We start from the raw sequence: 19,540 nt of genomic DNA, 5'->3' as shown, positions 1-19,540 counted from the left end.
TGAACGGGCAGGAACATTCCTGCCCGTTTTGTCATTAAATATGGGGGCATGTTTTGATTTCTTATGTTAAATAAGTATCTTTGCAACGGTTATTCAAAAAAACAGAACATATAAAAATATTTCATGAGAAAACATTTCGTATATGCAGCGTTCTCAATCCTAATGATGGGAGCACTTCCGGTTTTTGCCCAGTCGGGCATGACTGACTCGCAGGTGATACAGTACGTTCAGGACGGTATGAAACAGGGTAAAAGTCAGCAAAAGCTGATGATGGAACTCACTGCCAAGGGTATGACCCAGGAACAGGCCCTGAGACTGAAGAAAATGTATGAGTCGGGACAGATAAGCAACAGCAGCGGCATTTCGGACAGGATAAGCGCCAACAGCAGGATGAGACAGGGGAAACTCAACGGTGACGAGCAGTCCAACATAAAGGGATACAACAAGATGCAGCTGGGAATGCTGAACGACTCGACAATGTATAATCCGGACATGTTTATCGCAGTGGATGAATACGGAAGGCCTATCAAACCGGTGAAACCGGAAGACCAGGTGTTCGGAAGAAATATCTTCACGAACAAGAACCTGTCGTTCGAACCGGACATGAATGTGGCGACTCCGCAGGATTACAGACTTGGACCGGGGGATGAAATCATCATAGACATATGGGGTGCCAGCGAGAACTCGATAAGACAGGAAATCTCGCCTGACGGTTGCATCACCATACCGGGACTGGGAATGATTTCGCTGAACGGACTGAACATAGCCGATGCAAGGGAATATCTGAAGAGTGAACTGAGCAAGATATATGCGAATGAGGGAAACCAGATACAGGTGACACTGGGAAATACAAGAAGCATTAAGGTGAACGTGATGGGTGAAGTGATGGTGCCGGGCACCTATACCCTGTCGGCTTTCGCATCGGTGTTCCATGCTCTGTACAGCGCAGGAGGTATAACCGACCTCGGCAGCCTGAGAGACATCAGGGTGGCAAGAAACGGAAACACGGTGGCCAACGTTGACGTGTATGAATATATACTGCAGGGAAAGACTGAGGGTAATATCAGTCTGCAGGAAGGTGACGTTATCATAGTTCCTACATACGAGGCTATTGTTAAGGTGGAAGGCAAGGTGAAAAGACCTATGAAGTATGAGATGAAGAGTGACGAAAGCATCTCTACCCTGCTGAAATATGCGGGATTCTTTGCTGCAAATGCATACAAGAACAGCGTAAGAGTGGTGAGACAGGAAGGAAGACAATTCTCTGTAGCTACTGTAGATAGAAATGATTTCGCTTCGTTCAAGGTAATGGACGGTGATGTGGTGACTGCCGACTCGATTATCAACAGATTCTCGAACAAACTTGAAGTGGTCGGTGCGGTTTACAGACCGGGGATATACGAGTTCTGTGATAACATAAACACTGTGAAGGAACTGCTTACTCAGGCTGACGGGCTGCTGGGTGATGCATTTACAAACCGTGCGGTACTGTACAGACAGCGCGAGAACCTGACAAGCGAAGTGCTTTCGGTGGATGTGAAAGGTATAATGAACGGTACGGCTCCTGACGTGGAACTGAAAAATAACGATTTGCTGTACATCCCGAGCATTCACGATATAAAATATGCCGGTGACGTTTATATTTCGGGAGAGATAAAGAATCCGGGTATATATCCTTATTCGGACAATATGACTTTGGAAGACTTCGTGATTACTGCAGGAGGACTGAAGGATGAAGCTTCGCTGGTGAGAGTGGATGTGTCAAGACGTATAAAGGACAACAAGGGAACAGAGGTGACTGAGACCGTGGGACAAAACTTTACATTCGGACTGAAGGACGGATTCATAGTGGATGGAGAACCGGGATTCGTGCTTGAGCCGTATGACCAGGTATTCGTGAGAAAGAGTCCGGGATACAGCATACAGAAAAACGTAAAGGTGAACGGAGAAGTGCTGTACGAAGGTGAATATAGCCTGAACTTCAAGAATGAAAGATTGAGCAGCCTGATAGAGCGTGCAGGAGGTATAACTGCATTCGGATATGCAAAGGGTGCGAAACTGACCAGAGTGGCAAACGATGACGAAAAGAAAAGAATGGAGGATGTGCTGAAGCTGATGAGAAGAGAGCTTGGCGAAGGGCTGACAGACTCGCTGAAACTGGAACTGGACAGTGTATTTACTGTAGGTATCAATCTGGAGGAAGCTTTGGCTAAGCCGGGAAGCAGCGCAGACATTGTACTGAGAGAGGGTGACGTGATAAGCGTTCCGGAAATGACATCGACAGTGAAGATAAACGGTGCGGTGATGATGCCTAACACAGTGACATATATGGACGGAGAGAACGTGAAGTACTATCTGAACCAGGCAGGAGGTTACTCGCAAAGCGCAAAGAAGAGCAAGAAATTCATTATCTACATGAACGGCCAGGTGGAAAGGGTTAAGGCAAGAAGCAAGAAGGTGGAACCGGGATGCGAGATTGTAGTGCCGAACAAGGTGAAGAAGAACAGATTCGGAGACATAATGGGATATACCACTTCGCTGGCCTCACTGGCTATGATGGTAGCTTCTATTGCGAATCTGGTTAAGTAAACCGGCCCCTAGTAACTGGTTACTATTATCCAGTAACTAATTTCTAGTCAACTTAAAAACTTAAGAACTGAAAATGGAAGATATACAGAAACAAAAGAATATGCAGGAACAGGAAATAGATCTGATAGAACTGGCAAAAAAGGTCTGGGAAGGAAGAAAACTTGTACTGAAAGCCTGCGGATGGGCAGTGCTGGTAGGACTTGTAGTTGGATTCAGTATCCCTAAGGAATATACAGCCAATGTGACACTGGCGCCGGAAGCAGCAGCAGGAGGAAGGTCAGTAAGTGGAGGATTGTCGGCATTGGCAGGAATGGCAGGAATCAATCTAGGTGCATCGCAAACTGCAGATGCCCTATCTCCTGAACTATATCCGGATGTCGTAAAATCAATTCCTTTTTCTATCGAATTGTTCGATATCAAAGTGACAGACGAAGATGGAGAACTGAATACAACTGTGTATGATTACCTGAAGGAACACCAGAAAAAACCGTGGTGGGGGTATGTAATCTCTGCACCTTTCAAGGCCTTGGGATGGGTAATGAAGACCATAAAAGGAGAAGAGGAAGAAGCAGAAACCAATACAGTTGACCCTTTCAAACTGACAAAGGACCAGAATGAAATAATTAAGGCGTTGGGAGAAAGGATTTCAGTGCAGGTAGATAAAAAGACTTCGGTGATAAATATTTCAGTGACTATGCAGGATCCGCTGATAGCAGCAACGCTGACGAATGAGGTGATGGAAAAACTGCAGGACTATATCACAGAATACCGAACAAACAAGGCAAGGAAGGATCTGGAATATACTCAAAAGCTGTACGAAGAAAGCATGCAGAGCTATCATGAGGCACAGCAGGAATATGCCGCATATATGGACAGAAACCAGAATGTTTCGCTGAGAAGTGCTCAGACACAGCAGGAAAGGCTGAGAAACGAGATGGAACTGGCATTCAACGTATATAACCAGACAGCTCAGCAGCTGCAGGTGGCAAAGGCAAAGGTGCAGGAAGACACTCCGGTATATACAGTGGTAGAGGCAGCTTCGGTGCCGCTTAGAGCGTCTAAGCCTTCGAAACCGATGATTCTGATAGGTTTCGTATTTCTGGCAGGTGTGGGATCATGCGGATGGATACTGTTCGGAAAGGATCTGATAAATTCTTTTAGAAAATAATTATATATAGGGGTGAAAATAGAAGTTTTACCCCTTTTTTACTGTAACTTATATACATTATAACAGACTGAATGAGAAAAGTAGCATTGATTACAGGTATTACGGGACAAGACGGTTCATACCTGGCAGAATTTTTATTGGAGAAAGGATACGACGTACACGGAACTATCAGACGCTCGTCTGTGGATTACAGAGAAAGAATAGCACATCTGGAAGGAAAACCTAACTTCCATCTGCACTATGCGGATCTGGGAGACTCGATGAGCATCATGCAGGTGGTGAGCAAGGTACGCCCTACTGAAGTATATAACCTGGCTGCACAGAGCCATGTGCAGGTGTCGTTCGACTCGCCTGAGTTTACAGCTAATGTGGATGCAACAGGTGTGCTCCGTGTACTGGAGGCTGTGCGTCTGTGCGGACTGACTGACAGCTGCCGCATATATCAGGCATCGACATCGGAACTGTATGGAAAGGTGGAGGAAGTGCCACAGAACGAGAATACTCCGTTCCACCCCTACTCGCCTTATGCAGTGGCAAAGCTGTACGGATTCTGGATTGTGAAGGAATATCGTGAGGCTTACAACATGTTCTGCTGCTCGGGTATCCTGTTCAACCATGAGAGCGAACGCCGCGGCGAGACTTTCGTGACAAGAAAGATTACTCTGGCTGCCGCACGTATTGCACAGGGTAAGCAGGAGAAGCTGTATCTGGGTAATCTGGACTCGCTGCGTGACTGGGGTTATGCGAAGGACTATGTGGAATGTATGTGGCTGATTCTGCAGAACGACCAGCCTGAGGACTTCGTAATCGCTACAGGCGAACAGCACAGTGTAAGGGAATTCTGCTATTATGCATTCAAGCGTGCAGGTATAGAACTTGAATTCAAGGGTGAAGGTATTGACGAAAAGGGTTACGACAAGGCTACAGGAAAGTGTCTGGTAGAGGTGAGCGAAGATTTCTACCGTCCTACCGACGTGGTGAACCTGTGGGGCGACCCGACTAAGGCGAAAGCAAAACTGGGATGGAACCCGACAAAGACAAGCTTCCAGGAACTGGTGAACATCATGGTGGATGCCGACATGGCGAAAGTGGCTGTGGAAAGACATAGCGAGGTGGTGAGAACTAATCTTGCGGAGTATCTGGAGAAGGGAATAGTAAAATAATTAATAATTAAGAGTTAAGAGTTAAGAATTAAGAGTTAATAATGAGTTATTTAATTTTTAATTCTTCATTGATATAACCGTGGATAAAAACAGTAAAATATATGTGGCAGGACACCGCGGACTGGTGGGCTCTGCCATCTGGAACAATCTTCTGCAAAGGGGATATACAAATCTTGTGGGAAGGACTCACAAGGAACTGGATCTGCTGGACGGGGTGGCTGTGAAGAAATTCTTCGACGAGGAAAAACCGGATGCGGTGATTCTGGCTGCCGCTCATGTGGGCGGTATAATGGCGAACTCTATCTACAGAGCTGACTTTATATACAACAATCTGCAGATACAGCAGAACGTGATAGGCGAAAGCTTCCGTCACGGGGTGAAGAAACTGCTGTTCCTGGGAAGTACATGTATCTATCCGAGGGATGCGGAACAGCCGATGAAGGAGGAAGTGCTGCTCACCTCACCTCTGGAATATACCAACGAACCGTATGCGATAGCAAAGATTGCGGGACTGAAGATGTGTGAGAGCTTCAATCTGCAGTATGGTACAAACTATATAGCGGTGATGCCGACTAACCTGTATGGTCCGAACGATAATTTCGACCTGGAAAGAAGCCATGTGCTGCCGGCCATGATAAGAAAGATCCATCTGGCAAAATGTCTGATGAACGGCGATATGGAGGCTGTAAGGGCTGACCTGAAGAAGCGTCCGGTGGAAGGTGTGGACGGAAATTCTCCGGAAGCTGACATCATAGCAATTCTGGCAAAATACGGCATCCACAATGACCACGTGATGCTGTGGGGCTCGGGAAAACCGATGAGAGAGTTCCTGTGGAGCGAGGAAATGGCAGACGCCAGCGTGCATGTGCTGCTGAATGTGGATTTCAAGGACACTTATAAGGAAGGTGACAAGGATATCAGAAACTGCCATATCAATGTGGGTACGGGCAAGGAACTGAGCATTCACGACGTGGCAATGCTTATCAAGAAGGAAATAGGTTTCGAAGGGGAAATAAGATGGGATGCATCGAAGCCGGACGGCACGATGAGGAAACTTACGGACGTGACGAAACTGCATAACCTGGGATGGCACCACAAAGTGGAAATTGATGAAGGTGTGCACAGAATGTACAAATGGTACACGGAACAATAACGGAATGGACAATGGCGGGATGTCAACTGATGATGTCCCGCCATTTTTATATATAATATATATCTAAACAAAAATGTAACGGAATGATGTAATTATAAATATGTATTCACAATTAAAAAGATTTTACTTGTATTTTTTTCCTATTTATTGGATGTTTTCGCTATATTTGCAAAGTATTATTAATATGAGTATGCATAATCTTTGTGTATTCGTAAAAAATATTAATGATGTAAATTTTGTCTGATATAAAAATATAAACTAGAAGTATGGAAAAAAATTTCAAGAATCATGCAGTTGTGGGTATGTGTGCCCTGGGACTGATTGGTCTTAATTCATGTCTGAAAGTCGATGAGACTTATGACCTGGACAAGGACTTTGATATGACTATTACTGTTGGGGGAGATTTGACGGTTCCGGGAAGCAGTACAGAGAAAATTGTATTAAGCGACCTTCTTGATCTGGAAGATAACAGCGTGATTAAAGTAAATAATTCAGCGGGTGACTATTATCTGGTGCAGGATGGGGAAACAAGCTCCACGGACGTAAAAGTACCGGAAGTTGATATCAACATGACGAACGGTTTCAAGGGTGTAAGCCAGACTTTCAACATTCCTGCAGGAATTGGCAGCGATATGCCTGAAAAAAACATAGAATTTAAAGACAATATCGAAATAGACGTTAACGAAAACGGCATTACATCCGACATCAAGAGTATAAGCAATGCGGAGACTTCATGCAGAAACACATATCTGGTATTCTCGAAAAATACAAACCAGATAAAGGCAGTACTGGAAAACGGTTATACCATAGAGTTTCCAAACTATATTACAGTAAAATCAGAAAATGCCGACTGGACAGCAGAAGGAAATATCCTGAAGCTTACCAAGGCTGAAGGTATGGAAATATCAAACAACACCAAAATAAAATTCCAGATTGTAAATGTACAGTTTGACCAGAATGAGGCTGTCTTTACCAACAATGAAAATGAAAAAGACAACAACTCTGTACATTTTGGAGGAAATATCTCGCTGGACGGAAACGTTAAGGCTTCGGCACAGACAAATGAAGGCGGAAACTTCACTCTGTCGGCAAATGTGGAAGCTGAAAACATGGCTATAGAATCGGCAACTGCAGTGGTAGATCCTGAGGTTGACATAAAAATAGATCCTATAAGAATAGACGATATTCCTGACTTCCTGGCTGAAGAAGATGTGATTCTTGACCTTACAGACCCTAGGATTTACATTACAGTGACAAATCCGAGCCCTGTAGCCGTAAACATGGGTGCCGCACTGAGATCGTTTAAGGAAGGTAACAAAAAAGGGGAAGCTTATCTGCAGAATGTAAATATCCCGAAAGAATGTGAGAACTACGTAATCTGTGTAAACCAAAAAAGGGAAGAATGGGATACAACAGAGAAAATCATGTACAAGAAGGTTGAAGGACTGAGCGACCTGATAAAGAACATTCCGGACAGAATAGAAATAACAGACGTGGAAACAAGCGTGGTGCAGGAAGAAGTGACTATAGATCTTGACAAGAACTATACTATCGTTACTGACTACAGGGTGGATACTCCGCTGATGTTTGGCCCTGAAACAAAAATAACATATACTGAGGCTATAGACGGATGGGATGCTGACCTGGAAGATATGGAATTCGACAGAGTGGAAGCATCGATGAACGTGATAAACGAAATACCGCTGGGAGTGAGAATGACAGCAAAGGCCATCGACGTGAATGGCAATGTGCTTGAGAACGTGAAGGTGGATATGGATGTAGAAATCAAAGCCGGAGAAATCGGTGCACCGACAACTCAAAACGTGAACTTCACTCTGACAACTGAAGACGGCAGGATTGCAGGACTGGACGGTATAGAAATCTCTGTCGTGGCATCGGTTGACAACAGCGTAAGCGATGTTACACTGAACGAAAACCAGACTATGCAGTTTACTGAAATAAAACTGAGACTTGTAGGCGGTATTACTATGGATCTGAACTAATATTAAATGAAAAAGAAGATGAAGAATATAGCTAAATATATGATGGGAGCTGCCATGATGTGTGCAGCTACAGGGGTTTCTGCCCAGGCTCTTAACTCGGGATATTTTCTGGACGGATATCTGTTCAAGCATCAGCTGAACCCGGCACTGGAAAGCGACAAATCGTATTTCAGTATCCCGGTATTGGGAAACATGAATTTCGGAACAATGGGTAATGTGGGTATGGCAAACTTCATATACCCTACTGCCGGCAACAAACTGACCACTTTCATGAACAGCAGCGTAAGTGCCGAAGAGTTTCTCGGGGGACTGAGAAACATCAACAAGATGTCGCTGAACGTGAATACTTCAATCATCTCAATGGGATTCAGAGGATGGGGAGGTTTCAATACTCTGGATATAGGACTGAGATCGAGTTCTTCGGTATATGTGCCTAAGGATTTCTTTGAATTCATGAAGGTGGGACAGAGCGGACCTAATACCGTTTATGACCTGGGAAGCATGGGTATCTCTACTTCCAACTATGTGGAAATCGCCTTGGGACACTCAAGACAGATATTCGACAATCTGAGAGTGGGTGCAAAATTCAAGGTTCTGCTGGGCGGTCTGTATGCCAACATGAACCTGAGCAATACAAAAGTAACGCTGAGCGAAGACAAATGGGAAGTGATGGCCAACGGAGAGATGAATATCGCAATGGCCGGACTGAACGTTCCGACAAAAGAGGAAAGCGGTGCCGAATATACAGGTAACGAGGGTACGCTGGTGGATTTTGACAATATAGAAATGAACTCTCCGGGACTGGGAGGATTCGGTCTGGCATTGGATCTGGGTGCCACATACGAGGTGATGGATAATCTGACTGTATCGGCTGCCATCAAGGATCTGGGATTCATGAACTGGAGCAACAATACTTATGCTTCGACTAACAACGAGCCTTGGACTTTCGAAGGTTTCCATGACCTGTCGATGGATGAAGACAGCGAGAATTCATTTGACAACCAGCTGGACAAACTTTCGGATGACTTTGAAGACTATACCAACCTGCACAGAAGAAGCACAGGAGGAAAACTGAACAGAGCACTGGCTGCTACATTGAATTTAGGTGCGGAATATGCACTACCGATGTATGACAAACTTTCGTTCGGCTTCCTTTCTTCTACAAGAATCAACGGTAAGTATTCATGGAGCGAAGGACGTTTCTCGGCTAATGTTTCTCCTCTGAGCTGGTTTGAAGCAGGTATCAACTACGGTATCACATCGTACGGCAGCACAATGGGATGGATTGTGAACTTCCACCCTAGAGTAATGAGCCTGTTCGTAGGTATGGACTATATAGTAGGAAAGGTGAGCAAGCAGTATATTCCTCTGAACAACATGAATATGAACCTGAGCTTCGGTCTGAACGTGACTTTCTGATAATGAATATCGCATAATAAAAAAATAGCTCCTCAATTCCGAGGAGCTATTTTTTTATTCTACATACAGTACCAGTCCCTTGAGGTATTCACCTTCAGGATGGTATATATTGACCGGATGATCGGCCGGCTGTGTGAGCTGGTGCATGATGCGTACGCTTCTGCCACTCTGGGCTGCAGCAGTGAAGACTGCATTGCGGAAATCCTGCTTGCTTACTACCTGAGAGCAGGAGAAGGTGAAGAGGATGCCTCCCGGACGGATTTTCTCGAATGCCTTGGCATTGAGCTTGGTGTAGCCGCGAAGGGCATTGCGAAGGGCTCCGCGATGTTTGGCGAATGCAGGCGGATCGAGGATTATAAGATCGTACTCCCCTCCCATCCTGTCGAGATACTTGAAGGCATCTTCGGCAAAGGCTTCATGACGCTTGTCGCCAGGGAAGTTAAGCTCTACGTTGGCACGTGTGAGGTCGATAGCCTTGGATGAGCTGTCAACGGAATGGACAAGACGGGCTCCGCCTCGCATGGCGTAGAATGAAAATCCTCCGGTGTAGCAGAACATATTGAGGACGTTGCGGCCGAGCGAGTAGTGCTCGAGAAGGGCACGGTTGTCACGCTGATCGACAAAGAAGCCTGTTTTCTGACCTTTGAGCCAATCGACGTGGAAGAGAAGGCCGTTCTCCATTGCCACATTCTCTGTGCTGCCTCCGAGGAGGAATCCGTTCTCTGTAGATTCAAGATCGGCCTTGAAAGGGAGCGTGGTCTCACTCTTATAATATATGTTGCTGACGGTGTCGCCCATCACTTCCTTGAGTGCCTTGGCTATCTCGTGACGATAGACGTGCATTCCGGCAGAGTGTGCCTGCATGACGGCTGTATGGTCGTAGAGGTCGATGATAAGACCTGGAAGATTGTCGCCTTCGCCGTGTACAAGGCGGCAGGCATTGTTGGTCTCTGTTCCGATAAGACGGAGAGCCTGACGGAGGTTACGCGCAACGGTAAGACGGCGTACCCAGAAATCGTGATTGATCTCTTCTTTCCTGAATGTGAGCACACGTACGGCGATGCTGCCTATCTGATAGTGTCCGGAAGCTATGTACTGCTTGTCGGATGTATATACTTCAACTACCTCTCCTTCTTCCGGATTGCCCTCTACACGGGCTATGGCGCCGGAAAACACCCACGGGTGAAAGCGGAGAAGCGATTCTTCCTTCTTGGGTTTTAAATATACTTTGTTCATGTTATTCAATTAAAAATTAAGAATTAAGAATTAAGAATTAAAAATCAGCGATGCTAACCAATGGTCAACGAAGTTAATTAAGAATTAAGAATTAAAAATTAAAAATTAAGAACTAAAACTGATGACATCCGCCAATTATTAATTATTAATTTTTCATTATTCATTATTCAGCCTCTGATAAATCCTCAGCGTAGCCCATGCATCCGTAGCGGCATACTGTTGCTGTGCTTCGGTCAGGACGTCGGCTTCCCAGTTGGAAAGGCGCTGGCTCTTGGATATTTTCTCGCCGAAGAGTATGGCATATATCTTCTGGAGACTTTTTTCCTGAATGCCGAAACGGGATACATAGTCCTGGAGTTCAATCCAGTTGCCTACCCTCGGGTCCTTGTTGTTCGCACGTCGCAGCATGTTGAAATCGTCGCGGAGAGAGAGTCCTATCTTCAGGACATCGTTCTGCAGAAACTCTTCGAGGAAGTCCGGTATGCCGATACGGTTCAGCCTGAAAAGGAAGCATGTGTCGGATGTGGCAACCTGCAGAAGGGCTACACTGTTCACCTTTCCTTTCTTGAACGAGGGACGGGTTTCGGTGTCAACTCCCACTACGCTGCAACGGTTGAGATAGGCTACAGCCTTGCGGGCATCGTCCTCGGTGTAGATGATAATGATACGGCCGGGGAAAACCACTTTAGGCATTTCGGATATGAGTTTCTTGTCTATTGTGGGTTGGTAGTCTGTCATGTCTGTCCGTGTTTAGCATTCTGATTCTTCACCGTGATACTTTACATTGTGAAGGGCACGCATGACATTGACCAATGTACGTCCCCAGTAGGATGCGAACTGCTCGCGGCAACGCCAGAGGGCATCGTTCATAGTTCTGTCGAGACCCAGGCTATATACGCATACGAAATCTTTCAGCGGCTGGTAGATGTCTGCCAGGCCTTCAGAGATGTTCTGCTTGATAGGTGTGTCGCTGAATGCCATGTCATCAAGGAAAACCTCAAGATAGTCATCGTCAGGACCCAACTGTTCCGCTATCAGGCTGCGCAGATGTTCATAGTCGGTTTCTGTAACGAATGTCTCAGGCTCGATGTCGTCGAGAGGTTCGCAATCGGGAAGCAAGGATGCTTTCAGATAAAGCAGCGGAAGGAGCTTGAGACTGCGATCGACAAACTCGGAGGGCTGCATTTCGGGAGTACGTTCCAGAAAACCGCAAAACTCGGCGGCTACGGTAACGAACTCGACTGTGTTTGCATCGAAAATAGGTTGATTTGATGATTTCATTTGATTTAATTTGTCTGCTATTCTTTAAAATATATGTGCAAAGGTAGGAATTTTTTCTGTTTTTATTGTTTTTTGTTTACTGTTTTCATATCGTTTGTATTATCTTTGCATGAGTATTTTGTAAAACGGTAATTAACTGATATATGTTATGAGTACAAAAAAAGACAATAAAAAATCGAATATAAACTCTAAGGACAATAGTAAAAAGAAGATAAAATCGGCACTGAACGGAGAGACAGGACACTTTATAGGAGGACTGATATGTCTGATGTTCGGAGTGTATATGTTTCTGGCATTCACTTCGTTCCTGTCGGCAGGAGGAGCTGACCAGAGTGTGACGGCGGTGAACTCGATTGGCGAAACGGAGGTGGTGCAGAACCATACGGGACCGGCGGGTGCCAGACTGGCGGAATTTCTGATAAACGACTGTTTCGGTATTCCGGCATATTTGATAGTGGTGGTGCTGCTTATCGCGGGTACGAAGCTGATGAAGGCATACAACTTTACGGTATGGAAATGGTTCCTGGGATGTATGAGCATAATGTACTGGCTGTCGGTGACACTGGGATTTGCTTTCGGAAAAGTGTTTGAGAATTCTTTCATCTACCCGGGAGGTATGCACGGGTATAATGTGTCTCTGTGGATAGAATCGTATATCGGAGTGCCGGGACTGATATTGCTGCTGCTGTTCTGCGGTATAATAATAGGTATTGCCATCAGAAGACAGACAATGGATGTGGTGAGAAAGGTTATACATCCGGATTTCAAGAAGAATGACAACACGACAGACAGCAACAGCGGGCCTAAGGCTGACGAGGAGACAAGGAATGAGGCGGTGGCAGTGGAAGAGGTGAAGGCTCCTGCCGAGGAAGAGACTGCGGCTGAAGACGAGAATGCTGAGGAAGCTGAAGAAAAGACGGCGGAAGAAAAGCCGAAATGGAGTGCAAGACTGATGCCGGGTGGAATATTGGGAAAACTGTTCGGAAAGAAGCATAAGGCGGCTGAAGAAAACGCAGGTGAGGATGATGCTGAAGAAGAGACTGCAGCTGAAGAGGAAAAGGCCGTGGAAGAGGATATCATAAATGTGGACTACGAGAAGAAATATGCCGAATTCAAGCATGAGAATGAGCCTGAACCTTATGCCGAGGAGGTTTACAGCGACGACGTAAACTATACAGACAACAGCATAGAGCTTCCGCTGGACGATGTTCCGGTGAATGCGAAAAAGATTATTGAGGCAGAGAACATGTCGAAACCGGCAAAGGCTGATGACGGGGGACCTGCTTTTGAGATAGAAGAGACTAAGGAAGAGGAAAAGGTAAGAGGCGACCTGAATGTTCCGTATAACCCGAGACTGGATCTGGAGCTGTATAAGTTCCCTACCCTGGATCTGCTGAAGACTTATCCTGACGACGGGCCGAGCATCGACATGGAGGAACAGAATGCCAACAAGAACAGGATTATCCAGGTGTTGAGAAGTTTCGGAATAGAGATTTCGTCGATAAAGGCTAATGTGGGGCCTACGGTGACGCTGTATGAGATTACTCCGGCTGAGGGCGTGAGAATATCGAAAATCAGAAATCTGGAGGATGATATAGCGCTGAGCCTTTCGGCACTGGGAATACGTATAATTGCCCCTATACCGGGAAAAGGTACGATAGGTATAGAAGTGCCTAACGCGAGTCCGAAAATCGTTCCTATGAGCTCTGTGCTGGCTAGCAAGAAGTTTCAGGAGAGTACTTACGAGCTGCCTATAGCGCTGGGTAAGACTATCACCAACGAGGTGTTCATGGTGGATCTGGCAAAGGCTCCGCATATGCTGGTGGCAGGTGCTACAGGACAGGGTAAGTCTGTGGGACTGAACGCCATCGTGACATCGCTGCTGTATAAGAAGCATCCGAGCGAACTGAAATTCGTGATTATCGACCCTAAGAAGGTGGAATTCGCCATCTATGCACCGATAGAGAAGCATTTCCTTGCAAAGCTGCCTGATGCGGAGGACGCAATCATCACTGACGTGACAAAGGTGGTGCAGACACTGAACTCGCTGTGTGTGGAGATGGATACGAGATATGACCTGCTGAAGAAGGCGGGATGCAGAAACATAAAGGAATATAATGCGAAATTCATCAACAGACAGCTTAATCCGGCAAACGGACACAAGTTCATGCCTTACATAGTGATAATTATAGATGAGTTCGGCGACCTGATAATGACTGCGGGAAAAGAAGTGGAACTTCCTATATGCCGTATAGCTCAGCTGGCACGTGCGGTGGGAATACATGCGATAATAGCAACCCAGAGACCGACAACGAACATCATCACAGGTACCATCAAGGCAAACTTCCCTGCACGTGTGGCTTTCAGAGTGGCATCTATGATGGACTCAAGAACTATTCTGGACAGACCGGGTGCACAGCAGCTTATCGGTAAGGGTGATATGCTTTATCTGCAGGGAAATGATCCGGTGCGTGTGCAGTGTGCATTTGTGGATACTCCGGAGGTGGAGAAGATTTCGGAATACATAAGCAAACAGCAGGGCTACCCTACCGCTTTCGAGCTGCCTGAATATGTGGATGAGAATGCGGAACCTAGCGGAGCTGCGGATGTTGATATGAACAGACTGGACCCTATGTTTGAGGAAGCTGCAAGACTGATTATTTATCATCAGCAGGGTTCTACTTCGCTTATACAGAGAAAACTGTCGCTGGGATATAACAGGGCGGGACGTATCATGGACCAGCTGGAGAGAGCGGGTATCGTGGGTCCGGCAAACGGCAGCAAGGCAAGAGATGTGCTGTGTATTGACGAGAATGACTTGCAGATGAGACTTAGTCAATTAAGGGCTAATAATTGATAATTAATAATTAAGAGTTAATAATTAAAAATTAAGAGCTGATAATCAAAAATTAGGAGCTGATAATGAATATAAGATATTTAACTGTAATATCATTATTGCTGGCTACGCTGCAATGCTTCGGACAGAAGGATGCGAAGGCAAGGCAGGTACTTGACGCCATGGCGGCAGAATACGACAAGGCGGCGGGTACGGAAATTGTGTTTGACGGCAGCGTGAAAGGGACAATAGCACTGAAAGGAAACAAATTCGTTCTGGACTGCGGTGGCATAAAAAGCTGGTTTGACGGAGAAACTCTATGGAGCTATGTGGAGGATAACGAAGAGGTGAACGTGTCGTCGCCTACGGCAGAGGAGATACAGTCGATTAATCCGTATGCCATGATAGGGATGTACAGGAACGGCTTCAACTACTCGTATGCAGGCACGAAGAGCAGAAGCGGAATGATGTGTAAGGATATAGTGCTGAGACCTGAAAAGAAGCAGGATATAAAGGAGATAACAATATCGGTGAACAACAGGATGCAGCCTGTGTATGTGAAACTGGAAAGCAATTCGGGCGATGCGCAGGAATTCACCGTGAAGGAATACAGGACATTGAACCTGGCGGACTCTTTCTTCAAGTTCGACAGGAAGAAATATCCGAATGCAGAGATTATAGATTTGAGATAGTAATATAAACATTAGTAACCAATAATAATTTTCAGTATGGCTACAGAACACGTGAAATGCCTGATCATAGGATCGGGACCGGCAGGATATACTGCCGCAATATATACAGGAAGAGCAAACCTCAATCCTGTACTTTATGAAGGACTCCAGCCTGGAGGACAATTGACAACTACAACTGAAGTGGAAAACTTCCCCGGTTATCCTGAAGGGGTGACAGGTCCGGTGCTTATGGACGACCTGAGAAAGCAGGCTGAGAAATTCGGCGCTGAGATAAGAAACGGTATCGTGACAAAGGCTGACCTGAGCAAGGCTCCATATACTTTCGAGGTGGACGGAGAAAAGGAAATTACTGCGGATGCGGTAATCATCTCGACTGGTGCTACTGCAAAGTATCTGGGACTGGAAGATGAAAAGAAATATGCAGGTATGGGCGTGAGCGCATGTGCCACTTGCGACGGTTTCTTCTACAGAAAGAAGAAAGTGGCTGTAGTGGGCGGCGGTGATACAGCCTGCGAGGAAGCCCTATATCTGGCAAGTCTGGCAAGCGAGGTGTATCTGGTGGTGAGAAAGCCGTTCCTGAGAGCATCGCAGATTATGCAGGAAAGAGTGATGAACCATCCTAAGATTAAGGTGCTGTTCGAACACAATGCAGTGGGACTGTATGGCGACAACGGCGTGGAAGGTATGCACGTGGTGAAGAGAATGGGCGAAGCTGACGAGGAAAGATATGACGTGGCTATCGACGGTTTCTTCCTTGCAATAGGCCATAAGCCTAACTCTGACATCTTCAAGCCATGGGTGAAGACTGACGAGGTGGGTTACATCATCACTGAAGGCAATACACCATGTACCGGAGTTCCGGGTGTGTTTGCAGCAGGTGACGTGGCTGACCCTCATTACCGTCAGGCTATTACAGCTGCAGGAAGCGGATGTAAGGCTGCTATTGAGGCGGAGAGATATTTGAATAAATGAAGAATTAATAATTAAAAATTAAAAACGAGTGCATGTCATCAATTTTAATTTTTAATTTACCTCCAGTTCTAAATTATTAATTGTCAATTGTTTATTGTCAATTATTAATTATTAATTATTAATTGTTAATTATTAATTACAAACATGAATTTATGGAAACGTTCTGCCGCCATGATAATATTCATAGGCGGTATGGCATCAGGCTTCGCACAGCAGATGCCGCCTATACCTACCGATCCGAATGTACGTATAGGAAAACTGGAAAACGGGCTTACTTATTACATCAGACACAACGAGCTGCCTGAGAACCAGGCCGATTTCTACATTGCACAGAAAGTAGGTTCTATTCTTGAAGAGGATAATCAGAGAGGACTGGCACACTTCCTGGAGCATATGTGTTTCAACGGTACGACAAACTATCCGGGAAACCTGCTGAGAGAGTATCTTGAGACTATCGGTGTGAAATTCGGAGCTAACCTGAATGCATATACATCAATAGACGAGACTGTGTATAACATCTCGAATGTTCCTGTGGCAAGAGAGACTGTGATTGACTCATGTCTGCTGATACTGCACGACTGGGCCAACGACCTGACTCTGGATCATGAGGAAATAGACAAGGAACGTAAGGTGATACACGAAGAATGGAGAACCAGAACAGGTGCCATGATGCGTATGTACGAAAAGGTGTTCCCTATAATGTTCAAGGACAGCAAGTATGCTTACCGTCTGCCTATCGGTACAATGGAAGTGGTGGATAACTTCCCTTATCAGGCTCTGAAAGACTATTATGAAAAATGGTACAGACCGGACCAGCAGGGTATCATAGTAGTGGGCGACGTGGACGTGAACAAGGTGGAAGAGAAAATCAAGAAGATGTTCTCCCCTATCGAGATGCCTGCAAACGCTGCTGAAAGAGTATATTTCCCTGTACCTGACAATGACGAACCGCTGATAGCCGTGGCTAAGGACAAGGAACAGCAGGTGCCTATCATATATCTGTTCTACAAGCATGAGGTTGTGCCTGATGAAATGAAGAACAATATGGGATATCTGGCAATGAACTATATGACTTCGATGATAAGCAATATGCTGAATGCACGTCTGTCAGAGCTTACTCAGAAGCCACAGCCTCCATTCATCCAGGCTTTTGCCGATGACGGTATCTATCTGCTGGCAAAGACCAAGGGTGCTTTCATGGGACTGGCTGTAGCCAAGGAAGACGGCATCATGACTTCTACGGAAGCGTTGATGACTGAAATAGAAAGAGTGAGACAGTTCGGATTTACCGCAAGCGAATATGCAAGAGCAAAGGCCGACTATCTGAGAAGTCTGGAATCGGCTTACAACGAAAGGGAGAAGATGAGAAACTCACAGTATGTGAACGAATATGTGAGACACTTCATCGACAACGAACCTATCCCTGGCATAGAGAACGAATATGCGATAATGAACCAGATTGTGCCTAACATTCCTGTAGATGCAATCAACCAGGTGGTAAAACAGATTATCGGAGAAAAGAACATCGTGCTGAGCGTGTTCTGTCCTGAGAAGGAAGGTATGAAATATCCTACAGAAGCTGAGCTGAAGGGAGTTATCGACAAGGTTAAGGCTGCAAAACTTGAAGCATACGTGGATAAGGTTTCAAACGAACCTCTGATGAAGGAACTTCCTGCAGGAGGAAAGGTTGTGAAAGAGGAAGCAGGACCGTTCAACAGCAAGATCCTGACTCTGAGCAACGGTGTGAAGGTGGTTCTGAAGAAGACTGACTTCAAGGCTGACGAAGTGAGAATGCAGGCTTTCAGTACCGGTGGTACTTCAATGTTCGACGACAAGGATGCAATTCAGTTCAAACTGATCAACCAGGTGGTAAGCCTGGGAGGACTAGGCAACTTCAGCGCAGTGGATCTGGACAAGGTGCTTGCAGGAAAGATGGCTTCGGCATCGGCATACGTAAACAGCCTGACTGAGGGTATAAGCGGTTCTTGCTCGCCTAAGGATATGGAAACAATGCTGCAGCTTACTTATCTGAGATTTACAGCTCCAAGAATGGATCAGGATGCTTTCGCATCGTTTATCAACAGAAACAAGGCTGCCCTGGCTAATGCTGAAGCTGACCCTAACACTGCTTTCGGCGACTCAATAAGCGTGGCTCTGTATAACAGACATCCTAGAGCTATAAGCGTGAAGGCTGAGACTCTTGACAAGATTGACTACAACAAGGTGATGGAACTGTATAAAGACAGATTTGCTGACGCAAGCGACTTTACTTTCATCATGGTGGGCAACATTGACGAGGCTACAGCTACTCCGCTGATAGAAAAATATCTGGGCAGTCTGCCTTCGACAAAACGTAACGAGAAATTCCGCGACGTGAACCCTGACATCAGAAAGGGACTGTATGAAAACAACTTCACAAGAGAGATGGAGACAGCCAAATCGTCAGTTCTTATGGTGGCAAGCGGAAAATGCAAGTATGACCAGAAAAATGTGGTGCTGATGAGCATGATGGGACAACTGCTGAACATTCTATATACACAGACTGTGAGAGAGGATGCAGGAGGTACATACGGTGTGTCATGCAACGGCTCTGTAAGCAAATATCCTGAAGCTGAAGGTGTGTTCCAGATATATTTCGACACTGATCCGCAGCGCAGACCTCAGATGGTGGAACTGATAAACAAAGGTATCAGCGACTTCATCGCACAGGGTCCTAAGACTGAAGACCTGAACAAGGTGAAAGAATATATGCTCAAGACATATCAGCAGAACCAGAAGGAAAACTCTTACTGGATGGGAATTCTGAACACCATGTTGTGGGAAGGTGTAGATATGAACAAAGGATATGAAAACACCGTGAACGGAATTTCAATAGATGACCTGAAGAAATTCGCAAAAGACTTCTTCGGACAGAAGAACATGATTGAAGTGAGCATGAACTCGCCGGTGAAATGAGATTGACGGAATAGCCGAGAGGTGACCGTAAATATATATTGGAGACGATATACTACGAATTATGAGTGTATCG

13 protein-coding genes are annotated in these 19,540 nt (G+C 45.7%); 10 read left to right on the top strand and 3 right to left on the bottom strand.

Features of this window, described 5'->3' with window-relative positions:
- Positions 1-123 precede the first annotated feature (123 nt).
- The 6 genes from OCV82_RS00940 (at position 124) to OCV82_RS00915 (ending at position 9,495) form a co-directional block, all read left to right on the top strand.
- Positions 124-2,589: a polysaccharide biosynthesis/export family protein gene (locus OCV82_RS00940; RefSeq protein ID WP_262542716.1), complete on the top strand. Its 2,466-nt coding sequence runs from the start codon at positions 124-126 to the stop codon at positions 2,587-2,589.
- A 73-nt stretch (positions 2,590-2,662) separates the two neighbouring features.
- Entirely contained in the window at positions 2,663-3,757 is a 1,095-nt protein-coding gene (locus tag OCV82_RS00935; RefSeq protein WP_154042665.1) for a Wzz/FepE/Etk N-terminal domain-containing protein, read from the top strand.
- Between the two features lie 71 nt (positions 3,758-3,828).
- Positions 3,829-4,920 (top strand): GDP-mannose 4,6-dehydratase, encoded by a 1,092-nt coding sequence (gene gmd, locus OCV82_RS00930; RefSeq protein WP_154042664.1) that lies wholly within the window; start codon positions 3,829-3,831, stop codon positions 4,918-4,920.
- Positions 4,921-4,999: 79 nt separating this feature from the next.
- Entirely contained in the window at positions 5,000-6,073 is a 1,074-nt protein-coding gene (locus tag OCV82_RS00925) for a GDP-L-fucose synthase family protein (protein ID WP_154042663.1), read from the top strand.
- A gap of 266 nt (positions 6,074-6,339) precedes the next feature.
- Positions 6,340-8,076, top strand: coding sequence for a hypothetical protein (locus tag OCV82_RS00920; RefSeq protein WP_154042662.1), 1,737 nt, complete (start codon positions 6,340-6,342; stop codon positions 8,074-8,076).
- Positions 8,077-8,094: 18 nt separating this feature from the next.
- Entirely contained in the window at positions 8,095-9,495 is a 1,401-nt protein-coding gene (locus OCV82_RS00915) for a DUF5723 family protein (RefSeq protein WP_262542715.1), read from the top strand.
- 54 nt (positions 9,496-9,549) lie between these two features.
- On the opposite strand, the gene OCV82_RS00910 is transcribed toward OCV82_RS00915, so the two are convergent.
- From OCV82_RS00910 to OCV82_RS00900, 3 genes are all read right to left on the bottom strand, one after another.
- Entirely contained in the window at positions 9,550-10,731 is a 1,182-nt protein-coding gene (locus OCV82_RS00910; protein WP_154042661.1) for a class I SAM-dependent rRNA methyltransferase, read from the bottom strand.
- Positions 10,732-10,887: 156 nt separating this feature from the next.
- Positions 10,888-11,469 (bottom strand): 3'-5' exonuclease, encoded by a 582-nt coding sequence (locus OCV82_RS00905; protein WP_154042660.1) that lies wholly within the window; start codon positions 11,467-11,469, stop codon positions 10,888-10,890.
- Positions 11,470-11,481: 12 nt separating this feature from the next.
- Positions 11,482-12,012 (bottom strand): DUF5063 domain-containing protein, encoded by a 531-nt coding sequence (locus OCV82_RS00900; protein ID WP_154042659.1) that lies wholly within the window; start codon positions 12,010-12,012, stop codon positions 11,482-11,484.
- A gap of 148 nt (positions 12,013-12,160) precedes the next feature.
- Here OCV82_RS00900 and OCV82_RS00895 point away from each other — a divergent pair, with 148 nt between their 5' ends.
- From OCV82_RS00895 to OCV82_RS00880, 4 genes are all read left to right on the top strand, one after another.
- A complete protein-coding gene (locus OCV82_RS00895) occupies positions 12,161-14,869 on the top strand; it encodes an FtsK/SpoIIIE family DNA translocase (RefSeq protein ID WP_154042658.1) in 2,709 nt (902 codons plus the stop codon).
- Between the two features lie 65 nt (positions 14,870-14,934).
- On the top strand, positions 14,935-15,540 hold the full coding sequence (locus OCV82_RS00890) for a LolA-like putative outer membrane lipoprotein chaperone (protein WP_154042657.1): 606 nt from the start codon (positions 14,935-14,937) through the stop codon (positions 15,538-15,540).
- A 36-nt stretch (positions 15,541-15,576) separates the two neighbouring features.
- On the top strand, positions 15,577-16,512 hold the full coding sequence (gene trxB / locus OCV82_RS00885; RefSeq protein WP_154042656.1) for a thioredoxin-disulfide reductase: 936 nt from the start codon (positions 15,577-15,579) through the stop codon (positions 16,510-16,512).
- Between the two features lie 144 nt (positions 16,513-16,656).
- Complete coding sequence (locus OCV82_RS00880; protein ID WP_154042655.1) at positions 16,657-19,467, top strand: M16 family metallopeptidase; 2,811 nt, start codon at positions 16,657-16,659, stop codon at positions 19,465-19,467.
- The last annotated feature ends 73 nt before the right edge of the window (positions 19,468-19,540 follow it).

Source organism: Bacteroides cellulolyticus (assembly GCF_025567135.1).
GTDB classification, from domain to species: Bacteria; Bacteroidota; Bacteroidia; order Bacteroidales; family Bacteroidaceae; genus Phocaeicola; species Phocaeicola cellulolyticus.
This window is presented reverse-complemented; position numbering and strand designations above follow the sequence as displayed.

Coding starts and splice junctions, on each gene's coding strand:
- OCV82_RS00940 (WP_262542716.1), top strand. CDS start 124: ATGAGAAAACATTTCGTATATGCAGCGTTCTCAATCCTAATGATGGGA.
- gmd (WP_154042664.1), top strand. CDS start 3,829: ATGAGAAAAGTAGCATTGATTACAGGTATTACGGGACAAGACGGTTCA.
- trxB (WP_154042656.1), top strand. CDS start 15,577: ATGGCTACAGAACACGTGAAATGCCTGATCATAGGATCGGGACCGGCA.
- OCV82_RS00900 (WP_154042659.1), bottom strand. CDS start 12,012: ATGAAATCATCAAATCAACCTATTTTCGATGCAAACACAGTCGAGTTC.
- OCV82_RS00935 (WP_154042665.1), top strand. CDS start 2,663: ATGGAAGATATACAGAAACAAAAGAATATGCAGGAACAGGAAATAGAT.
- OCV82_RS00905 (WP_154042660.1), bottom strand. CDS start 11,469: ATGACAGACTACCAACCCACAATAGACAAGAAACTCATATCCGAAATG.
- OCV82_RS00910 (WP_154042661.1), bottom strand. CDS start 10,731: ATGAACAAAGTATATTTAAAACCCAAGAAGGAAGAATCGCTTCTCCGC.
- OCV82_RS00920 (WP_154042662.1), top strand. CDS start 6,340: ATGGAAAAAAATTTCAAGAATCATGCAGTTGTGGGTATGTGTGCCCTG.
- OCV82_RS00880 (WP_154042655.1), top strand. CDS start 16,657: ATGAATTTATGGAAACGTTCTGCCGCCATGATAATATTCATAGGCGGT.
- OCV82_RS00890 (WP_154042657.1), top strand. CDS start 14,935: ATGAATATAAGATATTTAACTGTAATATCATTATTGCTGGCTACGCTG.
- OCV82_RS00915 (WP_262542715.1), top strand. CDS start 8,095: ATGAAGAATATAGCTAAATATATGATGGGAGCTGCCATGATGTGTGCA.
- OCV82_RS00895 (WP_154042658.1), top strand. CDS start 12,161: ATGAGTACAAAAAAAGACAATAAAAAATCGAATATAAACTCTAAGGAC.